Genomic DNA, 19,523 nt, shown 5'->3' with positions numbered 1-19,523 from the left:
AACATTTATCAGCGATTATATGTCGAATATCGACTTATCGACATTAAACGACAATCCTTATACATCATACCTTTTAACAAACTATGTCACCAAATTTAATTTTCATATTGGGAGCGTATACAAAAGAAGAATACACATGAAATATTTTAAAAAATCGTAGTTCAGCTTCATATTGAGCTAGCGCATTATCATATATTAATCCTCTGGCTATTAAACGTTCTACAAATTGTTGCTTATCACCCGGATCACCTGCAATCCCCTCTTCTTTTAATGATTGATACAAATCGTTTTTATCATTGTGATGCATATTTAAATCTAAAAAGTTCACTTTATCGCTTACTCTACATTCAATATTTTTCACACCTAATTCACTTAAATATATCGGTATTTTCATGCCTATATTGCCATCTTTACCATTTCTTTGCGTATCACTTTCAAATAATTTCTGCAAAACACCTAGCTGAATAAATTCCGATTGTTTCTCCCCATCTAGTAAATAAGAAGCCATATTAGAAATCCAATGTGGTTCAAAACAGATTATTTTCCCGCCTCCTTTTATATACAAAACTAAAGTTCTCTATATAATAGCCGTATTCCTACACTTTTCTTAAAATTTCAAAGCAAAAAGCTAGTGTATTATTAAAAATACACTAGCTTTTTATTTGGAAGAAAAATTTAACAAGTACAATCACAATCAAAACAATCCGTACAGTCTAAATCGTCACAATCTGCTTTTCTCTTTCTTTTGTTTCTTTTAAGATAATAATACAGTAGCCCAAACAATAGTATACAAATAACAAAAGCTATTATTGCTTCTGTATACTTATTTTGAGTCATAAAACCAATTCCACTTCCGCCTGAAATAAAAATTAGAATTAAATAAATCCAGAACATCTATGTAAATACCTCCATTACTATATATCTTAAGATAATATCCATATAACAGTAGATGAAATGAATAATCCCATACCATTACCGCTTAATACACCAGTAGTTATTCTTAGCAAATTTGAGCTACTTCTCCATTTCCACTTTTGGGTGAACCCATCGATAAGTAACGGAATTTGAGCGAAAAATGATAGTATGATTGCCAAAAGAAATGAAGGTGTCATATAAAAATAAATTGGAAACATTAAAATACCAATAAGCATGCCTGTACAACGCGCACATAAAGGTATGTACTTTTGTAGTTTAAAAAAACTCCTATCTAATCTTCTATGACAAGGAATTTGTAAAATAAAAGTTCGAATCAATATGAATCACCCTCTCTAAAAAGATTTTAATTGATTTTGCAAAAAAAATATATATCCAATAAAAAAACAAACCAGGTTTATACTAGACCCAGTTTGTCAGTTAACTACTATGTTACATTTCCTCAGGTGCCTCCACCCCAAGTAAACGTAATCCTTCTTTTAATACAACCGTCACAGCATAAACCAATGCGAGTCTGCTGTCTTTTTCTTTGCTCTCTTCTAATATACGAACATTACCGTAATATTTATTGAATGATTGTGCTACATCTAATATATATTTCGAAATAAACGATGGCTCATTTTTATTGAAAGCTGCTTCAATTATTTGCGGGAATTTATTTAGTAATTTTACGACACTCCAGCTATGATCGTCTTTTAAAGCAAATGTACATGTTTCAAATTCTACACTTTCTTTTCTTAAAATAGAACAAGCACGTGCATGTGTGTACTGTACGTACGGGCCTGTTTCTCCTTCAAATTTCAGCATGTTTTCTAATGAGAATTCAATATTGTGCATACGCTCATTTTTTAAATCGTGGAAGATGACTGCACCAACACCGACTTGCTTTGCTACTACTTCTTTTTGTTTTAAGTTTGGATTTTTCTCTTCAATATTTTGTTTTGCAAGTTCGATTGCTTCTTCGAGTACTTCTTCAAGTAAAATAACTCTTCCTTTACGTGTCGACATTTTCTTACCATCTTTTAAAATGAAGCCAAACGGTACGTGTTCCATACCATCAACCCAAGTATAGCCAAGTTTTTTTAATACGGTGAAAAATTGATTGAAATGTAAGCTTTGTTCTGGACCAACAACATATAGCGCTTTATCAAACCCATAAGTGTTTTGACGATATAAAGCTGCCGTTAAGTCACGCGTTGCATAAATCGTCGCACCATCTGATTTTCTAATTAAGCAAGGCGGCATTCCTTCTTCTTCTAAATTAACGACTAATGCACCTTCTGATTCTTCAAGCAACTCATGTTCTTCTAAAATCCCAATAAAATCTTCCATTAAATTATTATAAAATGCTTCTCCCTGAAAATTAGTAAATTCTACGCCGAGAAGTTCATAAATGCGAGAAAATTCTTTAAGGGACTCATGACGGAACCAATTCCAAAGTTCTACCGCTTCTTCATCACCTTCTTCTAGTTTCTTAAACCAAGCACGTCCTTCTTCTTCTAGTTCTTCGTCGTCTTTTACCTCTTCATGGAATTGGACATATAACTTAAATAGCTCACGTATTGGATCTTCTTTAACTACTGCTTCATTTCCCCATTTTTTATAAGCCGTAATTAACTTTCCAAACTGTGTTCCCCAATCTCCTATATAATTAATCCCTACAACTTCATAGCCACATTTTTCAGCGATATGTTTCAGCGAATTTCCTATCATTGTAGAACGTAAATGCCCCATCGAAAAAGGTTTCGCGATATTAGGAGAGGAATAATCAATTACTACTGTTTTTTCACAGCCAAAGTGGTTTTGACCGAACTCTTCTTTCTCCGCTAAAACTGTTTTTAATACTGCATCACTTACAGTTTCACGATTGAAAAATACATTTACATAAGGACCAACGGCTTCTACTTTCGTAAAAAACGGATCATTGAATTTCTCAGCAACTTCCTTTGCGATAAGAGCTGGTGCTTTTTTATATTGCTTCGCTAATGAAAAGCATGGGAACGCTGCATCTCCAAATTCATCTTGTTTCGGTGTTTCAATTAAATCTAAAATTTGTTTTTGCGTTAATTCATTCGTGAAAATATTAGATAAACTTTCCGCAAACTGCATTTTATAATCCATGATACAACCTCCTTATTTTTTAAAACACAAAAAACTCGTCTCTAAAAAAGAGACGAGTTTTAACCCGTGGTACCACCCTTGTTGTTCGTTACGAACCACTTTCCCGTTTATAACGAGGACAGGGGGCCTCGGCTTTCTCTACTATTCGTTCAAGAAGCATCTCCGAAGTGCGCTTCATCTTTTTCTTCCGTACTAGGCTCACACCATCCCTAGCTCGCTTTCCTTCTAAAAAAGACTACTCTCTTCATCACAGACAGTATATTTAATTAATTATTGCTTATTATACATCTTTTCAAACAATTAGCAAGGGTCAATTACACCAAAGTGAAACTTAGCACTTTTTCTTTTGTATACATGAAAATTGTGTTTTTCAAATCTAGAACTACGAAAATGATCTTTTAAAACGACACGTTTTCTCGCCACTCGTTTTGCCTCCGCAATTGTTTCGTCAGTAATATCATGATACAAAGCGAAGTGTTTTAATCCTTTAATTCCATCAGATTCTATGACAGTTTCTTCAAACATCGGATCAAGGTAAACGACATCGTAACTATTGTCTTCACATTGCGCTAAAAATGAAAAATGCTCCGTTTGCTTTACTTGAATTCTTTGCATTGCTTCATCAATTTCAGAAACGGATGAAGACCATGTTTTCAAACCATTTTCCATAATATAAGCCATATACTCATTGCCTTCAAGTCCTGTTACTTTTCCGCTTTCACCAACAACATAACTAGCTACAATACTATCTGATGCCATCCCGAGCGTACAATCTAACACTGTCATTCCTCTCTCTAATTGCGTGGCTTGTACAAACGGATCGTGTTCTCCACGCATTAACCTTTTCACACGAAACATCGCTGAGTTCGGATGAAAGAAAAATGATTCTTCCGTACCTTTCGGATAAATAGCTAATCGGTTCTTCCCTACGACAAGCACATCTTGTTGATACTGCTCATGTAATTTATGCACTGGTATGTCATTACGTTTAACGAATGAACGATTTAATTCTGCGGCTACCTGCTTTGCATAATCTGTCATTTCTTTATTCGTTCTTCCTGCTGTTGTTACGATCATTGTTTCACCTCTATATAAAGAAAAGAGGGAGATTTACTCTCCCCCTTCTTTAGCAATTCTTTTCGAAAGCTTGTTCTAAGTTCGTAATAATTTCGTCCATAGTTGCACCTTCAATTTCATGACGGTGAATGAAGTGAACAACTTCTTTTCCTTTTAATAATGCCATAGATGGTGAAGATGGAGGAATTTCTCCGAAGTATTCACGCATTTTTGCAGTAGCATCTTTATCTTGACCTGCGAATACAGTTACAAGATGATCAGGTTGTTTTTCAGCACGAACAACCGCTTGACCTGCTGATGGACGTGCTAAACCAGCTGCACAACCACAAACAGAGTTTACAACTACTAAAGTTGTACCTGATGTATTTTCCATAAATTCTGTTACAGCTTCTTCTGTAGTTAACTCTTCAAACCCAGAACGCACTAACTCTTGGCGCATTGGGATTACCATTTGGCGCATGTATTCTTCATAAGCATTTGACATCTTGTAATCTCTCCTTCAACTTTCATTCCAAATTCATCATATCACGCTCTATTAATAGGTGCAAAAGAAAGATAACGATGATTTCATTTTTTTGTAGGGATTTCACAAACCCCACCGCGGCAATGCCCCACTGGAACAAGTTTTCTATTATTAGCGATATAATCGTATACTTTACTTCCAAAACCAAGTACGATAGATAGCTTTATAAAAGGAACGGCAAACCAATAAGATGGAACGGCCTTTGCTAATACATCTATGCTCTGAATACCGTCATACCACTTATTATGTTTTAAAATATACAATCTTTGTTCCATCTTGCTTTGTAGTTCTTGAGAAAGTTCATACTTCTCAACTACATTTTCATCTCGAAATGAAACAAATTCCATCTTACCCTTTTTATCTAATTTTTTCGTACGTTCTGCAACGGCCGTACACATCGGACACCAACTATCATAGAAAACAATCATATATTATTCCCCTTTACGAGACTCCGTCATTTGTTTCCATACAGAACCTTTTGCTTCTTCTCCGCCTTCAATACGCTCTAATGCTAGACGTGCTTGCATGGCTACTTCAAACTCTGGATCATCTTGCGCTGCTTTTAATGCTGGAATCGCACTTTCATCTCCAAGTTCAAATAAGAACATAGCTGCACGCCAGCGTACTAATTTACTTGGATCTTTCAGAGATTTAATCATAACGAACATCGCTGCCGGATCACCTACATCTGATAAACAATCTCCTGCAGTACGACGAACACTTACAGAGCGATCTAATAAAGCTTTATATAATAACGGTAATACTTCATCACCTTTTACCATACCTAAATACGCTGTTGCTAAACGACGAATTGAAACTTTTTCATCATCTAACGCCATCTTCAACACTGGAATATCTTCTTCAGTAGGATCCATTTGTTCTAATGCTGCAAAACGGTTTTTCCAGTCAGAATCTTTCATCATCTCTTCTGTTACTTTATATGGCTCACGCTTTTGAATCGTTACTTCAACAGCACCTGCTTGATTTAATAATTCTTTAACCGTTTCATTTACACGTTCTTCTGAATAAGCAGCAACAATCTCTTCTACTACTTCTTTCCCGATTTCTTCAAAGTTACCGTAACGTGTACTTTGTTCTACCCATTTACGCTCTTTTACAACGTTTGGTGCAGACATTTGCACTTTCATAATTGATTCTTTAAAACGATCTGGTAAACCAACACGTGCTTCCGTCGTTCCATCTGTTAACTTTACTTGCATTGGAATTGTAAAGAACATTTGAACAAACACTTTCACTTCTCCAAAATGAGCAAGTTGTTGTTCTTCACTTTCTTCCAATACTTCTTCGCCGAAAACAGCACGAACTTGTTGTAATAAAACTTTCCAGTCATACTTCGCATTTCGCTCCACTGCTAAAAAGTCGGCTACATGATATACACCTTTAATGCCTTCAATTTTCAAAATTTCTTGCACTTGCATTGGTGCTTGTTCTTTATTTTCATTTGTATAATTATTACGCGCTCCTGATGGTAATACTTCATTCAAAATAACTTTCATTGTATTTGGACTTGGCGTCGGTTCAATTGCTTTAATCTTCACGTAAAAAACTCTCCTTTATTGCATGTTCTTAGCTGTATTGTAACATGTTATCACTCTATACTCCTACTCGGATGCTTAATTTTACTACTTTCTTCCCGCTACCATACTATTTCATTCTTTTTACATTTTAAATTAGGAACGGGATTTTAAAAGCTTTCGTTTCCGATGATTTTTACTTTTTATCCATTTCTTGAGGCATCGCCATTATTTTTGAAAAAAACACGCTAAGCAAAAAATATAATAAGCTATCCATATGGATAGCTTATTTACATATTTTTCGTTCTCGGAAGTTGATCTTGTAGCGCTCTTTCTCGTAATTCACTATGTTTTCCAAAGAAAATAGTGAAAGACAAGGCGATGAATACATTTGCAAAATGACAAAACTGTAAGAATACACGAATGTTTGTAAGAAAGTTCGATGTTTTCCTTTTTCTTTTTTTATTATAGTGAAAAAGAAGAACGAAATATTCTCTTATGTAGGAAAGGAAGATAATAATGATTGATTTATTAAATAAATGGATGTTAGAAAGTACAGGCAATTTCAATATCGTTGTAGGACTTACAGCACTTCTATTTTTGGGTTCAGTAATTGCACTTATTATTATTTACAAAAAAATTGGTAAACCAGATGAAAGAACAAATCCTATTTATTTAAAAATTATTTCTTGTATGTTTACTACTCAAATTCTAATGAATTGCATATTTATCTCTTTAGTTGGTAAAGATATTGAGAATTTCCGTCAAATCTTTATATTATTTGAAACCTTTGTATTCTTCGTTGGAGCTATTTATTCGTTTAAATTATATAGACAAGAATTTAAATAATTTACTTGCAAGAAACAATAAAAAAGGGGATTCCTTACTCTCAGAAAGGATCCTTTTTTTATTTTCTATCACTCGATTCATCTTTTTATACATTCCTATCCTGTGATGGGTTTTACGATTCTCGTTTGTTACTGGATTAGCCAAAAAACGTTCTAAAATTTTATATACTCTTTACTTATTTTTTCAAAAAAGCTGGCGGTATCCCCTCTTTAAGTTTATTAAAATACTTTCCACAATTTTTTCCGAAGCTATTACTTAAAATCACCTTTTATTACGATGCCCCCTCCCGCCTTCTCTCCAAAAAGGTAATACTCTCAATCACAACTTCAGTTCTATATATTCTCTTGCCTTGTTCATCATCGTAATTACTAGTCTGAATACGCCCTGTAATCCCAACGAGCGACCCCTTCTTACAATATTCAGCTACATTCTCAGCCGATTTGCGCCAAACGACACAATTAATAAAATCGACTTGTTGTTCACCTAAACTATTTCGAAATCCTCTATTCACCGCAACACATATTCGTGCATAAGCGACGCCTTGTTTTGTGTAGTATAATTCTGGCTCCTTTGTCAATCTACCGATTAATACAACTCGATTCATCATAAGTTATACCACCTCACATGTTTTTCTTCATTGTAAGGAGAAATGTTTGAATGGTAAAAAGCACAAAATGATATATCCGTAAGTAAAAAGTATTATTTTAGACCTTACAAAACAAAAAAAGAAACCATACATAGTTCAAACATGTATGGTTTCAAAATTTATTACACTTCAGTACAAGATATGTAATATCCTCCGTGAGCCATCTTTATTTCAGCACGGTACATTGCATTTTCTAAGTAGAAAGTAATCGGTTTAACTTTACTCTCAAATTTTAGTCTTTCATTGCATTCAGCTGCATATCCTTCAATCGCTGAAGTAATAACTTTTGATGATGGATACGTTAAAGCTTCATCTAGTTCTATGAAAAAACTTTTAGAAAATAGTTTTTTCATAATCCCCTTCTTCTCTTTCATCATATTCCATCTCCTTCACTTCAAGTTGCTAACATCCATATTATACCATACATTCAATATATCTTTGAAAATAAAAAAATCCTGCATTTTTCATGCAGGATTTTTTTATTAGTCATTTTTCGTAAAGTAAGAAACAAAACGAAGAATTTCTAAGTATAACCATACTAATGTAAGCATTAGTCCCATCGCAGTATACCACTCCATATATTTCGGAGCTTGACTACGTACACCATTTTCGATTAAATCGAAATCTAGTAATAAGTTTAATGCAGCAACTACAATAACAACTGCACTAATAATAATACCGATTGTACCACCTTGGTGAATGTATGGAACAGTTACACCAAACATATTTAGTAGGAATACGACTAAATACATAACCATAATTCCAAGTGTTGCTGCCATAACGCCAGTACGGAATTTATCCGTTACTTTTACTACGCGTGTTGCATATAACACTAACATTGCAAATAGAATTGAGATTGTTAGTAATACAGCATTTAAAACGATAGAATCGCCAAATTTCATTGTATAAACTGCTGAAATACTTCCTAACACAACCCCTTCTACCGCTGCATAGATTGGTGCACCAAAAGGTGAAATACGCGGGAAGAACATAGACGCGAATGCGATGATTGCCGCAACGATTAAAGCACCAATTAATACTGGCATCTTCATCGTCCCCTGCATCATCTGTATGTATGAATAGACAGACGTTGCAAGTAGCAAGATAAGCATAATAAACGTTTTGCCTACTGTTCCGCCAATCGTCATCGCAGAAGCGCTTGCTCCCTCTTTACGGAATGCCTCTTTTTTCAACATTGGATTAGATGTTCTCATTTTTTCCCTCCTAAAATAGGTTCTACCAATAGTGTAAAGTTTTTCTCTTTACTTTTCAATATATGCAGCTTGTTTTTATTTTAATCCTTCAACGATGTCTGATAGTTCACTCCATCTTTCCATCTTTTTTTCTAGCTCTTCTTCTGTTTTCTGCTGTGCTTCAGATAATTCTTGTGCCTTTGTGAAGTCAGATCCAACTTTCGCAAGTTCTTCTCCAATTGACTCAATTTTCTCTTCAAGTTCGGCAATTGTATCTTCAATCGTTTCCCATTCACGCTGTTCATTGTATGAAAGTTTACGTTTACGTTGTTGTTTTGGAGCTTCTTCTACAACTTTTTTCTCTTTTTGAACTTCCGCTTTCTCCATAAGTTCTCTCGTTTTTTCCATTTCTAAATAATCTGTATAACTACCTAAAAACTCACGCACTTCGCCTCCACCAGTAAAGATGAACAGTTCATCTACTACTTTATCTAAGAAGTAACGGTCATGCGATACAGTTAAAACGACACCTGGGAAATCTTCTAAATAATCTTCTAGTACTGTTAATGTTTGTGTATCTAGATCGTTCGTAGGTTCATCAAGTAAAAGTACGTTTGGTTCTCCCATTAAAATACGTAATAAATATAAACGTCTTCTTTCACCACCAGATAGTTTACCAAGTGGTGTACCATGTGAATGCGTCGGGAATAAGAAACGTTCTAACATTTGAGATGCACCAATTACTTTTCCATCTGTCGTATGAATAACTTCTGCAATCTCTTTAATGTATTCAATCATACGCTGATTTAAATTCATCTCTTCATTTTCTTGCGTATAATAAGCAACTTTTACAGTTTGTCCTACTTCAACTTCACCACTATCAGGAGATAACTTACCTGCAAGCATATTTAATAGGGAAGATTTCCCGCTTCCATTCGCCCCAATAATTCCGATACGATCACCCGGTTTCACAATATGATTAAAATTATGTAATACCGTCTTATCGCCAAATTTTTTCGTTACATCTTTTAACTCAAGTACTTTCTTTCCTAGACGACTTCCGCTTAGTGCAATATCAACTGACTGTTTTGCAGCTGGTCCTTCTTGTGCCTTTAGCTCATCAAAACGCTGAATACGCGCCTTTTGTTTCGTAGAACGGGCTTTTGCACCACGACGAATCCAAGCAAGTTCACGACGATATAAATTTTGGCGTTTCGATTCTTGTGCCAATTCTTGCTCTTCACGAAGTGCTTTCGCTTCTAAAAATGTACTATAGTTTCCTTCGTAGCTATATAATTTACCATTATCTAATTCAAAAATACGATTCGTCACACGATCTAAGAAATAACGATCATGGGTTACAAGTAATACCGAACCTGTATATCTCGCTAAATATTCTTCTAACCATTCAACTGTCTCATGGTCAAGATGGTTCGTAGGCTCGTCTAAAATTAATAAATCAGGTGTTTCAATAAAACATTGTGCCATTGCGATACGTTTTTTCTGTCCACCAGATAAGTTCCCAACAATTGCAGTGAAGTCCGTAATTCCTAATTTCGTTAAAAGAGATTTCGCATTTGCATTTGCTTCCCATGCACTCATTGCATCCATACGTTGCTGCACTGCAAATAATTGTTCCTGTACTTTTTCATTACTTGGATCTTTTTCAATATTTAATAGTGCTTTTTCATAATCACGAAGAAGACGAATTAAAGGTGTATCACCATGGAACACTTGCTCTAATACTGTCAGTTTTTCATCAAACTCTGGTTGCTGTGATAAATAACTAATTGTATACCCACGTGAATGCGTCATATCACCTGTATCAGGAGTTTCTAATCCTGCAATAATTTTTAATAATGTCGATTTACCAGTTCCGTTTACACCAATAATTCCGACACGTTGTCCTTCTGTAATACTACATGATAATCCATCAAATAACGGCTTTTCCCCATATGATTTTGATAAGTTCTCCACAGTTAACATTTTCATATTTGTGCATTCCACTCTTTCATAAATTGTTCAATAAACTGTTCCATATAACGATGACGAATTTCAGCCTCTTGTTTTGCTGCATTCGTATTCATTAAATCTTTTAATTTCAAAAGTTTTTCATAAAAATGATTTAAAGATGGATCATTATTTTTTCTATATTCTTCTTTCGTCATTTCTTCACGCGGCGGAATAGTTGGGTCATACATTAATCTCCCTTTCGCCCCACCATATGCAAATGTACGAGCAATTCCTATTGCACCAAGAGCATCTAAACGATCCGCATCTTGAACAATTTTCCCTTCAAGTGACTCTAATGTGCCGCCATGGCCACCTTTATAAGACATATTGGCGATGATATGAAGAATATGTTTACTTTCCTCTTCTTCAACCCGCAGCTCTTCTAACCAATCAGAAACTTTTTTCATTCCTGCTTCTTCACTTTCATTTAGCTTTTCATCTGCCACATCGTGAAGTAATGCTGCCATTTCAATTATAAAACGATTTCCACCTTCTTGCTCAGATAAAGAAATCGCCATTTTATGTACACGTTCAATATGATACCAATCATGCCCACTCGCATCTTTTTCTAAAATATGTTTTACAAAAGTAATTGTTTTTTGAATTTTTTCTTGTTTTGTCATTTTATCTTCACCCAGTTACTTATTGTAACACGCCCGCATTTTTTCATCACATATTTTCTTGTCCGCCCATACACTAGGTGGTAGGCATCATCATGAAGGAGGAATAAACATGTTCTATAATAATCAACCGCCTTATCCAAGGCAACCATTGTATCCTCAACAACAAGAACAGAGATACACAGAACAATACGAAGAACAAGAGTTACAACAGCAAGAACCACAATATGACGAAAACCCATATGCAACAACGCAAAACCAAGAAACTGAATTTCAACAAAATCCATATGACGCACGTCCAAATTATGAATATCCTCAAAATCCATATGTAATACCACAAAACCAAGAACAACAATATCAACAAAATCCATATGCAGCACCACAAAACCAAGAACAACAATATCCTCAAAATCCATATGTAGCACCACAAAACCAAGAACAACAATATCCTCAAAATCCATATGTAGCACCACAAAACCAAGAACAACAATATCCTCAAAATCCATATGCAGCACCACAAAACCCATACACAACTCAACCACAACAACCGCAATACCAACAACAAATGTATCAACCAAACTACGACGCACGTGTCTCACCACCTAAACCACCAACAATAGATCCAACTCAACCACAAATTTTACCGCCTGGACCAACACTAGACATTACACAACCACAAATATTGCCACCTGGACCAATTACTGAACCAACACAACAACAAATTCAACAAGTTGTCGGTACACAGTTTTTACCTTTCAAGAAACCCGTACTAGATTTCGTAAAACCATGGGTAGATTACGGTTTAAATGAAGCAAAACATACATCACATGAACACGCATTAACAGAAGTTGCTGCCATTATGTTTTTAGTTGGTAAAGGCTTCAATCCGACGATTGCACATTATATCGTTGAATCTTGGGAAAAGAATGAGCAGTTTTAGAATTGTTTATTTGATAAAACATAAAAAACACAAAAGTGCCAAACCCCTTATACCACAAGGGTTTTGGCACTTTTTAATATCTAGAATAAATTTTATTGAAATAATTATTTTTATAGATTTTCATACTTTTTTATATAGTACGTGAGCAAAATGTGCGCAAATATATGAATCACATTTTGCTGTTGGTGCACCGGTTATTTAAACCAATTCTCAATTATGAGATTTATATGAAAAACCAACACTTTTTCCTGTTGGCACTCGGAAAGTTTCCTGATATCCAGCCACGACACTCATGCACCGTGGCTGGATATATAAAATCAATTAAGCTTTTCGTCTTTTTCTTCCTTTTTTCTCCGTCCATTCCGACCAAGTAACGTTTTGATAAAGGAGCTACGCTATCCCCACAGTATTCTTTTTTCAAAGAACAATTAACTGTAGAAATATCGTACCGCCGATTCCAATGTAAAAAGGCACCTAATTAAGTGCCCTAAATAGTGCCCCGAACAGTACTCCTAAAATTCCATTACTTTTTAAATCATGCCAAGCGCTGTAGCAAAGTTGATGATACCTGATTTACGTTTTCTATAAAACTTACCTGGTTTCATTCCAAGGATAGTATAAATGTAATCATTATTTAATTCTTTGATACTCATATACTTCATTATATAACCCTCCCACTTCTCAATCCTACATATGTAAGACTAAAATTTAAAACATTTTAGTTATATGCCTTTATATGTGTATGAAATTAGTTCTGTATCCCAAATAGGTTGGAAACCTTCATTTTTCTTATGCCTATTACTGTGTAATTTACTAGCAGTGATCATTTAACTTAACACAATCACACTACATTCTCATAGTATATTTAATCATTTTCACCAGACATAAAGTATAAAAACAATTAAAGAAAAGAGACTGTCTTCAAAAGTTAATCTGAGGATACTTTTTTGACAATCTCTTTTCTTATATCAAAATTTTCAACTACAAAACTTACAAGTGATTATACGAATGTTATTCCTGCACTTGCGAAGCCTGTAATAGCAGTAGCTATATCAAAACCAGGTGTAGTTGATGAAACAACAAGTAATATCTTATCTTGTGGAGCGACCGCAATGGCTTGTGCGCTAATACCACTTGAAGTATTACCGATAGCAATAAGACCACTAAATGCTGGTGTTAATAGTAACGGTGTACCTACTGGAGTGAAAGTATTACTTGCTGCTGGTGCGCTGTACAACTGCATTTGAATTTGTATGCTTCCTAATGCTAAAGCAACCGCTACAGTTACACTAAAGAATCCTGCTAACGAAGTAATTGTACCTGCGCGAGGAGCTACAAATGCGAAATCAAATACTGGAGGTACAGGACCTATAGTAATCGGGCCACCAGGTGGGACAATTACAGGGAAGAATGAACTTCCAAATCCAAGAAGTGCTCCTGTGTTTGCTAATCCACCTAAAACAGTTGCTAATGCTACTGGCCCACCTGATGCGAACGGAATAACTGCTCCAGCTCCCGTTGCTCCTGTTAGGCCTGTTGGACCTGTTAGGCCTGTTGGACCCGTTGGACCCGTTGCTCCTGTTGGACCCGTTGGACCTGTTGGACCTGTTAGGCCTGTTGCTCCTGTTAGGCCTGTTGGACCTGTTAGACCTGTTAGACCTGTTGGACCTGTTGGACCTGTTGGACCTGTTGGACCTGTTGGACCTGTTGGACCTGTTAGGCCTGTTGCTCCTGTTGGACCTGCTCCGGTTCCTGCTGGGCCTGTTGGACCTGTTGGACCTGTTGGACCTGCTCCGGTTCCTGCTGGGCCTGTTGGACCTGTTGGACCTGTTGGACCTGTTGGGCCTGTTGCCCCTGGAGTAGCATTGATTAATTGAATTAATAAATTAAAAAGAATTTGTAAAGTTGCAGGGTCGACATTTGAGTCGCAGGATATAGGGATCAAATCTAAAGCGAAGAAGAATTGTGCAAGTGCGCTATAAAATTGTTGCAATAATGTTGACAATTGACCTAAATTAGGAGCTGGAGATTGTAATAAAACTAAAATACTTTGAGTTAATTGTTTCAAAAAATTAACTTCTGGGGAAGGTAATAAGGAATTTAAGAAAATTAAAAATTGATTAAACAAATTGAATAACGCTACTCTATTTGCATCACTTGGATTTGCAAAAAATGCTGAAATAGCTGATACTAATGAGTTTAGCAAAGTAATTAATTGACTTAATTGTTCCCTAGTAATAGGAACTGACTGTGGATTTTTACAACAATCTGCTGAAAAAACAATCGGATTGCAGTTATTATGATCAAAACAACCATTATTTTTCATATATTTCCTCCTTATTTAATAATTTTGAGAGAATATTCTTATACTAAGAAACACTCAATTGTAATGGTGTTGAATATTTTTAAATATCCATTTTTCTTAGAATAAAAATAGTTACTAATAATTAAACTATAAAAATTCAGTTTAATTACATTCACAACTCACATAATATAAGTATACGCATCTATTTATCTAGTGCTTAGATTAATTCCCTAATGAAAAAGCGTATTTTTAAAGGAATACGTTATTACTCCTATCAACGCGTTTATTTTGTCAATAAACGAAAAGGCATATTAATTTATAAGTTCAATAATGCCATTCTAGAGTAATACCAAATGAAGTTTTTTGAAAAACTTTAATCTTCACAACCTAGTTGTTTATATCATGAGTTTCTAATAATGCATTTCATTTTCCATTAAGAGCTAATCATTTTGCTTTTGCTGACTAATTATTTCTTTGTAACAACTTATACTCATCTTACATACATTATCTTGAATCCTTACTTGTTAAACCATTTAATTGTTCATGACTCACAAACATCAACAATATATAAATGGTGTACTGATTCATAAAAGAGTACCCTATAATGGTGCTCTTTTTTATTTTTTGTAACAACTTACACTCATCTTACATATATTATCTTGAATCCTTACTTGTTAAACCATTTAATTGTTCATGACTCACAAACATCAACAATATATAAATGGTGTACTGATTCATAGAAGAGTATTATATAATGGTGCTCTTCTTTATTTTTTTATAACGATTTATACTCATCTTACATACATTATCTTGAATCCTTACTTGTTAAACCATTTAATTGTTCATGACTCACAAACATTAACAATATATGAATGGTGTACTGATTCATATAAGAGTACCATATAATGTAGTGATCCCTGTCAAGTAGACAGGATTTAAAAAGCGCAACTAAGCAACCTGAGTTCTATATTTATATGGACTCAGGTTGCTTAGTTGCGCACGGCAAATTTAACCTCATCTGCTTTGCGGAAGGAATATAAATGAAAGCATTCTGCCTTAAAGTGACTGAAGAAGTTTTCCATCCAAGCTTTATCCCAACAGTTACCTCGTCGAGACATACTTGCCTTCAGCTGATTTTTTTTAAGTAATTGATTATATTGAAGAGATGTATATTGAGACCCTTGATCACTATGTAAGAGGATTCCCGTTACATTTCTTTTTTCTTTACCTTTTTAATTGTATCTAACGCAAGCTTTAAGTCGTTTCTACGACTGGTTTCATAGGCAACAATTTCATTGTTGTACAAATCCTAAATAGCTTATAAGTACAGGCGTTGCCCATTGAAAATCAAGTAGATTATATCCGTTACCCATTTCTCATTTGGTTTTGAAGCTTGAAATTCTCTATTTAATGTTTAACTAAGAATTATAGAAAAAAAGTTCTTTTCTCTACTTTACATACACATAGGCTTCATTTGCAGTTACATAGTATGTTGTGCCTTTACTGTTGTGTACTTTGTATTGTGGTGAACCATTAACGGATACTTTAGCATCAATAGTAAATCCAAGTCCTTCATCTACCGTTCCTGCTACATCTTTATCAGACCAAGAAGCAGAGTCATAGAAACGAAGGTCATCCACTTTAGAAACAACACGTTTTCCTATTACAGAACTTGAAGTAGTAGTTTGTTCCCCTTGATATTTAATGTAAGATGGGTTGTTATAAATCCATTGATTACCGCCAAGATTTAACCAATCACCTTGTTTTCCCCATACTTGATATGCTTCTCCGTTATTTAATTGACGGATAACACCATAATTTGTTGATGGTCCACTTCTTAGGTTTATGTTAAATCCATCAATATAAGCTACTCCTGTTTCGCCTACAACGTTTTGAGATAGTTCTTGTGGTTTTGGTTTAACTGTAACTATTTCGCCTTCATACGCCTTTTGTACGTCTACTCTGAATTGTGATTCTGATACACCGTGATTGCGAAGGTAATCAATCGGATCTTCGTGGTCAGTTCCACCTAATTTGTAAGTAATATCTTTATGTGTCCATAAACCTTTGCTTGGATGAATCCCTCTATATTTTAAAATCTTAGCTAATAGTTTTACATAACGCTCATAAGAAGATTTAAATTTATCTGGGTTGCTAGTTTCAGAAAGTTCTACGTGAACAAATCTTTTATTTGCAGCTGGTCCAGCACCATAAGCAACATATTTTGTATCAGCAATTTGGACTGTTTCGTTCCAATCTACAGCATAATGTACAAATGCATTTCTCCATGTTCTAGCTTCATAATTTCGAATGTTAATTGCTGGTGCTTCTGGTGTTGCAGTACTATGTGCAACAACGCCCTCATAAGAACCCACACCGTAGCGATATGCTTGTTTCGGTAAGTCTTGGATAATCAGTACTCTATCGGCAAAAGAAGCCGTAGCAAACGAAAATAAGAGTAATAGAGTCATAAATAACGAGCTAAATAGTTTAATTGGTTTTTTCATTGTGTATTTTCCCCTTTTTGCCAAACAAAAAGAGCACCGTCTTTTGACATTGCTCTCCTTATGTAAGGCGTGTATTTTTTTATTTGGTATTATGTTTTTCTTTTCGTGCATCACTTCTTTGGATTTTTGCTTGTATTTCGGATGCTACACTTTCTAATAACCATGCAGGAATCCATTTTTCCCAGCCAATTCGTGCACAGTTTGCTGCGAAACTATTAAAGATGTGGTAACTCAATCCACCGACTACCATGAAGAAAAAGAAATCAGGTAGTTTAAGAGCAATATCAAATAAATGTGCAAGAGCTGGTAATGATAAAAGCACCACGGTTCTCGTGATGCCCTCAATGCCATATTGCGATGAGTATGTTCCATCTAATTTTGAAGCCTTACTACCAGTAATCCAGTCGAGCATGATAATCCAGCAGTAAATTGATATCCAAATTAAGTTCGCTTTACCGTATAACAAATTGATTATTGTTCCTAATCCACCACCTATAGCACCACCTACTTTAAATTGAGTACTTGTAATAACATCGCTTATATTCAATGCCTTGATGAGTTCGTGAATTCTTTCCAAGTTCTCACCTCCTTTCAAATTTTGACCAAAATAAAAAAGCCTGCTGCAGCACGCTTGGTTTTAATAAAGTTATATGTTCATTTTCTTCCACGCGTATTCTAGTGGTTCAGTACGTGGTGGTTTCATCACTGCTTTTTCAGTAGTTTTACTTTCGTTTCGGGAGAAATCAAACATAACTCCTTTGCGTATAGCAGTTGCTCTAACTCCTGTAATATACATGTTACTGATTTCTAATTTTGAACCTTTGCGTATTTGTGGTTTACGTTGTACGGTTGGATACAGTGTTTTCGGTTGAAATATTATGCCTTTTATTGTCATAAAATCACCAGCCTTATTCTACTCTTAATGCAATGTTGAACTCCGAAAATGAACTCCATACATTTGAGTAGTAGGTGTTAAATAATTTATATTTCTGGACTTCTCCATCTTGAGAAATTTCAACGATATCGCCAATTACAAAATTTGAACCTCTATATGTGTAAAGGCCATCAAATTTTGCTCTTAATCCATCTACGTTATCTCCTATAAAAAATGATGTAAATATTATATTTCCTTCTAAAGATGGTGCCTTTAAAAATACCTTATCCCAAATGAAAATAGGAACAGAAACATTTTTTAATCCCTCATATATAAGTTTACTTCTAGCAGCCACCAGTGCTGCATAAGGGTCCCATTTTGGACAAACGCTCACCAATACACTAAAAGGAGAAGATATAGGTGTGAATTGTTCTTGTTGATATAGTTCATCTGGAATACCAAATAATCCTATTACAGTCTTCCCTTTTCGTTCTGGAAGATTATCATCATTTTCATAAACACAATAGATAACAATGTCTTTATCAACGTATAAATATAGGTCCACCATAGCAATTGGTTTACTAATAGTAGTAGTAATACTAGCGTTGTTAGTTGTTTTCCCTTGATGAAAACATAATGGGTAGAACGAACCAGGTCCTCCAAAAGTAATATCCTTCTCTTTATCATATCGTTCAATTAATCTAAAGCTTGCATCAGTAGCAGACTTACCAGGATCTCTTATATCATAGTCCCTATATACTCCTGCTATAATATCTTGGCTACTTGCAGTGACGTGATCGAATGGGCGCAATTCTATAGAATGGTTCTTCATACCGTCGTTACCGCTTGAGTACATGACGTAAATTTTATCTTTTGATGGCGCATCAGCATTTAATTGCTGCCACCCAGCCTTTTTCATTTCATCGATAATCTTCATAAAGACTTCTCTTCGCTCTAGTCTGTGTAACTTACAAATTTTATTTGTCATTCTGTATGTTCCTCCTTAACTTAAACGTATCGCTTTCATAGAAATATTAAAAGTGGAGTTTGCTACGCCCCTATTTTCTATATAAAGATGGACCTTGTTTGTATGATCTTTATCCTCGCAAGGAATGGATAAAATATCATACGTTCTTTTTTCGGATAAGCTTTTATAGATTTGATTCCCATTCTCTTTTTGGTCGTACATAAATAGCATTGCTTCAACATTTGAATCATTTGTAACTTGAATCGTGCGAATATCGTATTTGTTACAGCCTACATCCAATGGAGTATATAGAGTTTTTCCTGGTTCAATTGTTATTTGCACATTCCTCTCAATAAGGATTGACGGTGTAATCTCACTTTCGGATGTATATCTATATAATTTCATTACAGTTCCCATATT

The 19,523-nt window shown here is 34.9% G+C and carries 21 protein-coding genes, 3 pseudogenes and 1 other annotated feature; of the genes and pseudogenes, 2 read left to right on the top strand and 22 right to left on the bottom strand.

Annotated features, from left to right (window positions below):
• Window positions 1-73 precede the first annotated feature (73 nt).
• The 9 genes and pseudogenes from ACTFRH_RS07230 to ACTFRH_RS07190 form a co-directional block, all read right to left on the bottom strand.
• Window positions 74-559: pseudogene (locus ACTFRH_RS07230) on the bottom strand (methyltransferase); the annotation flags it as partial.
• 116 nt (window positions 560-675) lie between these two features.
• Entirely contained in the window at window positions 676-894 is a 219-nt protein-coding gene (locus ACTFRH_RS07225; RefSeq protein WP_000498604.1) for a hypothetical protein, read from the bottom strand.
• A gap of 29 nt (window positions 895-923) precedes the next feature.
• Window positions 924-1,253, bottom strand: a complete 330-nt coding sequence (locus ACTFRH_RS07220) for a DUF2085 domain-containing protein (RefSeq protein ID WP_000621477.1) — start codon at window positions 1,251-1,253, stop codon at window positions 924-926.
• 112 nt (window positions 1,254-1,365) lie between these two features.
• A complete protein-coding gene (gene argS / locus ACTFRH_RS07215) occupies window positions 1,366-3,054 on the bottom strand; it encodes an arginine--tRNA ligase (protein ID WP_000384908.1) in 1,689 nt (562 codons plus the stop codon).
• A 45-nt stretch (window positions 3,055-3,099) separates the two neighbouring features.
• Window positions 3,100-3,314: a binding site (T-box leader), on the bottom strand.
• Window positions 3,315-3,354: 40 nt separating this feature from the next.
• Window positions 3,355-4,131: a class I SAM-dependent methyltransferase gene (locus tag ACTFRH_RS07210; RefSeq protein WP_000637452.1), complete on the bottom strand. Its 777-nt coding sequence runs from the start codon at window positions 4,129-4,131 to the stop codon at window positions 3,355-3,357.
• Window positions 4,132-4,180: 49 nt separating this feature from the next.
• Window positions 4,181-4,615: a BrxA/BrxB family bacilliredoxin gene (locus ACTFRH_RS07205; RefSeq protein ID WP_000063706.1), complete on the bottom strand. Its 435-nt coding sequence runs from the start codon at window positions 4,613-4,615 to the stop codon at window positions 4,181-4,183.
• 83 nt (window positions 4,616-4,698) lie between these two features.
• Entirely contained in the window at window positions 4,699-5,082 is a 384-nt protein-coding gene (locus tag ACTFRH_RS07200; RefSeq protein WP_000634872.1) for a thiol-disulfide oxidoreductase DCC family protein, read from the bottom strand.
• A gap of 3 nt (window positions 5,083-5,085) precedes the next feature.
• A complete protein-coding gene (locus tag ACTFRH_RS07195; protein ID WP_000692561.1) occupies window positions 5,086-6,213 on the bottom strand; it encodes a conserved virulence factor C family protein in 1,128 nt (375 codons plus the stop codon).
• A 281-nt stretch (window positions 6,214-6,494) separates the two neighbouring features.
• Window positions 6,495-6,569, bottom strand: a pseudogene (locus ACTFRH_RS07190) (transposase); the annotation flags it as partial.
• A gap of 139 nt (window positions 6,570-6,708) precedes the next feature.
• On the opposite strand from ACTFRH_RS07190, the gene ACTFRH_RS07185 reads away from it, so the two are divergent.
• Window positions 6,709-7,038, top strand: coding sequence for a hypothetical protein (locus ACTFRH_RS07185; protein ID WP_000566284.1), 330 nt, complete (start codon window positions 6,709-6,711; stop codon window positions 7,036-7,038).
• A gap of 271 nt (window positions 7,039-7,309) precedes the next feature.
• Here the strand turns inward: ACTFRH_RS07185 and ACTFRH_RS07180 are convergent, their stop codons facing one another.
• The 5 genes from ACTFRH_RS07180 to ACTFRH_RS07160 form a co-directional block, all read right to left on the bottom strand.
• On the bottom strand, window positions 7,310-7,645 hold the full coding sequence (locus ACTFRH_RS07180; RefSeq protein ID WP_000982014.1) for a single-stranded DNA-binding protein: 336 nt from the start codon (window positions 7,643-7,645) through the stop codon (window positions 7,310-7,312).
• 161 nt (window positions 7,646-7,806) lie between these two features.
• Complete coding sequence (locus ACTFRH_RS07175; RefSeq protein ID WP_000975136.1) at window positions 7,807-8,061, bottom strand: DUF4318 domain-containing protein; 255 nt, start codon at window positions 8,059-8,061, stop codon at window positions 7,807-7,809.
• Between the two features lie 105 nt (window positions 8,062-8,166).
• The gene (locus tag ACTFRH_RS07170) at window positions 8,167-8,898 is read right to left on the bottom strand and encodes a Bax inhibitor-1/YccA family protein (RefSeq protein WP_001260655.1); all 732 of its coding nucleotides are present in this window, start codon (window positions 8,896-8,898) and stop codon (window positions 8,167-8,169) included.
• Between the two features lie 75 nt (window positions 8,899-8,973).
• Window positions 8,974-10,869, bottom strand: coding sequence for an ABC-F family ATP-binding cassette domain-containing protein (locus ACTFRH_RS07165; protein ID WP_000783169.1), 1,896 nt, complete (start codon window positions 10,867-10,869; stop codon window positions 8,974-8,976).
• Window positions 10,866-11,513, bottom strand: a complete 648-nt coding sequence (locus ACTFRH_RS07160) for an HD domain-containing protein (RefSeq protein WP_000165964.1) — start codon at window positions 11,511-11,513, stop codon at window positions 10,866-10,868. Before ACTFRH_RS07160 ends, ACTFRH_RS07165 begins: the two co-directional genes overlap by 4 nt.
• A 109-nt stretch (window positions 11,514-11,622) precedes the next feature.
• On the opposite strand from ACTFRH_RS07160, the gene ACTFRH_RS07155 reads away from it, so the two are divergent.
• Window positions 11,623-12,450 carry a hypothetical protein gene (locus ACTFRH_RS07155; RefSeq protein ID WP_000499714.1) on the top strand — a complete coding sequence of 276 codons (828 nt, stop codon included), beginning with the start codon at window positions 11,623-11,625 and terminating at the stop codon, window positions 12,448-12,450.
• Window positions 12,451-12,980: 530 nt separating this feature from the next.
• Here the strand turns inward: ACTFRH_RS07155 and ACTFRH_RS07150 are convergent.
• The 8 genes and pseudogenes from ACTFRH_RS07150 to ACTFRH_RS07115 form a co-directional block, all read right to left on the bottom strand.
• Window positions 12,981-13,112 (bottom strand): annotated as a pseudogene (locus tag ACTFRH_RS07150) (ArpU family transcriptional regulator); the annotation flags it as partial.
• 338 nt (window positions 13,113-13,450) lie between these two features.
• The gene (locus tag ACTFRH_RS07145; protein WP_003304248.1) at window positions 13,451-14,776 is read right to left on the bottom strand and encodes an exosporium glycoprotein BclB-related protein; all 1,326 of its coding nucleotides are present in this window, start codon (window positions 14,774-14,776) and stop codon (window positions 13,451-13,453) included.
• Window positions 14,777-15,744: 968 nt separating this feature from the next.
• Window positions 15,745-15,957 (bottom strand): DDE-type integrase/transposase/recombinase, encoded by a 213-nt coding sequence (locus ACTFRH_RS07140; RefSeq protein WP_080545931.1) that lies wholly within the window; start codon window positions 15,955-15,957, stop codon window positions 15,745-15,747.
• Between the two features lie 246 nt (window positions 15,958-16,203).
• Window positions 16,204-17,262, bottom strand: a complete 1,059-nt coding sequence (locus ACTFRH_RS07135; RefSeq protein WP_161508164.1) for an N-acetylmuramoyl-L-alanine amidase — start codon at window positions 17,260-17,262, stop codon at window positions 16,204-16,206.
• A 79-nt stretch (window positions 17,263-17,341) separates the two neighbouring features.
• A complete protein-coding gene (locus ACTFRH_RS07130; protein ID WP_000439586.1) occupies window positions 17,342-17,839 on the bottom strand; it encodes a phage holin family protein in 498 nt (165 codons plus the stop codon).
• 69 nt (window positions 17,840-17,908) lie between these two features.
• Window positions 17,909-18,157: a hypothetical protein gene (locus tag ACTFRH_RS07125; protein WP_161508163.1), complete on the bottom strand. Its 249-nt coding sequence runs from the start codon at window positions 18,155-18,157 to the stop codon at window positions 17,909-17,911.
• Window positions 18,158-18,170: 13 nt separating this feature from the next.
• Window positions 18,171-19,124, bottom strand: a complete 954-nt coding sequence (locus tag ACTFRH_RS07120; RefSeq protein ID WP_161508162.1) for a hypothetical protein — start codon at window positions 19,122-19,124, stop codon at window positions 18,171-18,173.
• A 15-nt stretch (window positions 19,125-19,139) separates the two neighbouring features.
• On the bottom strand, window positions 19,140-19,520 hold the full coding sequence (locus tag ACTFRH_RS07115; protein WP_161508161.1) for a DUF1998 domain-containing protein: 381 nt from the start codon (window positions 19,518-19,520) through the stop codon (window positions 19,140-19,142).
• Window positions 19,521-19,523: the final 3 nt, after the last annotated feature.

The organism is Bacillus cereus group sp. MYBK216-1, from assembly GCF_051916495.1.
Classification (GTDB): Bacteria; Bacillota; Bacilli; order Bacillales; family Bacillaceae_G; genus Bacillus_A; species Bacillus_A thuringiensis_K.
The sequence above is the reverse complement of the archived record's forward strand: the minus strand, read 5'-3'. Positions and strand labels throughout refer to the sequence as shown.

Bases quoted from the DNA above. Each gene is read 5' to 3' on its own strand.
- argS (WP_000384908.1), bottom strand. From the start codon at position 3,054: ATGGATTATAAAATGCAGTTTGCGGAAAGTTTATCTAATATTTTCACG.
- ACTFRH_RS07155 (WP_000499714.1), top strand. From the start codon at position 11,623: ATGTTCTATAATAATCAACCGCCTTATCCAAGGCAACCATTGTATCCT.
- ACTFRH_RS07205 (WP_000063706.1), bottom strand. From the start codon at position 4,615: ATGTCAAATGCTTATGAAGAATACATGCGCCAAATGGTAATCCCAATG.
- ACTFRH_RS07185 (WP_000566284.1), top strand. From the start codon at position 6,709: ATGATTGATTTATTAAATAAATGGATGTTAGAAAGTACAGGCAATTTC.
- ACTFRH_RS07165 (WP_000783169.1), bottom strand. From the start codon at position 10,869: ATGAAAATGTTAACTGTGGAGAACTTATCAAAATCATATGGGGAAAAG.
- ACTFRH_RS07120 (WP_161508162.1), bottom strand. From the start codon at position 19,124: ATGACAAATAAAATTTGTAAGTTACACAGACTAGAGCGAAGAGAAGTC.
- ACTFRH_RS07145 (WP_003304248.1), bottom strand. From the start codon at position 14,776: ATGAAAAATAATGGTTGTTTTGATCATAATAACTGCAATCCGATTGTT.
- ACTFRH_RS07200 (WP_000634872.1), bottom strand. From the start codon at position 5,082: ATGATTGTTTTCTATGATAGTTGGTGTCCGATGTGTACGGCCGTTGCA.
- ACTFRH_RS07180 (WP_000982014.1), bottom strand. From the start codon at position 7,645: ATGATGAATCGAGTTGTATTAATCGGTAGATTGACAAAGGAGCCAGAA.
- ACTFRH_RS07210 (WP_000637452.1), bottom strand. From the start codon at position 4,131: ATGATCGTAACAACAGCAGGAAGAACGAATAAAGAAATGACAGATTAT.
- ACTFRH_RS07160 (WP_000165964.1), bottom strand. From the start codon at position 11,513: ATGACAAAACAAGAAAAAATTCAAAAAACAATTACTTTTGTAAAACAT.
- ACTFRH_RS07175 (WP_000975136.1), bottom strand. From the start codon at position 8,061: ATGATGAAAGAGAAGAAGGGGATTATGAAAAAACTATTTTCTAAAAGT.
- ACTFRH_RS07225 (WP_000498604.1), bottom strand. From the start codon at position 894: ATGTTCTGGATTTATTTAATTCTAATTTTTATTTCAGGCGGAAGTGGA.
- ACTFRH_RS07135 (WP_161508164.1), bottom strand. From the start codon at position 17,262: ATGAAAAAACCAATTAAACTATTTAGCTCGTTATTTATGACTCTATTA.
- ACTFRH_RS07115 (WP_161508161.1), bottom strand. From the start codon at position 19,520: ATGGGAACTGTAATGAAATTATATAGATATACATCCGAAAGTGAGATT.
- ACTFRH_RS07170 (WP_001260655.1), bottom strand. From the start codon at position 8,898: ATGAGAACATCTAATCCAATGTTGAAAAAAGAGGCATTCCGTAAAGAG.
- ACTFRH_RS07125 (WP_161508163.1), bottom strand. From the start codon at position 18,157: ATGACAATAAAAGGCATAATATTTCAACCGAAAACACTGTATCCAACC.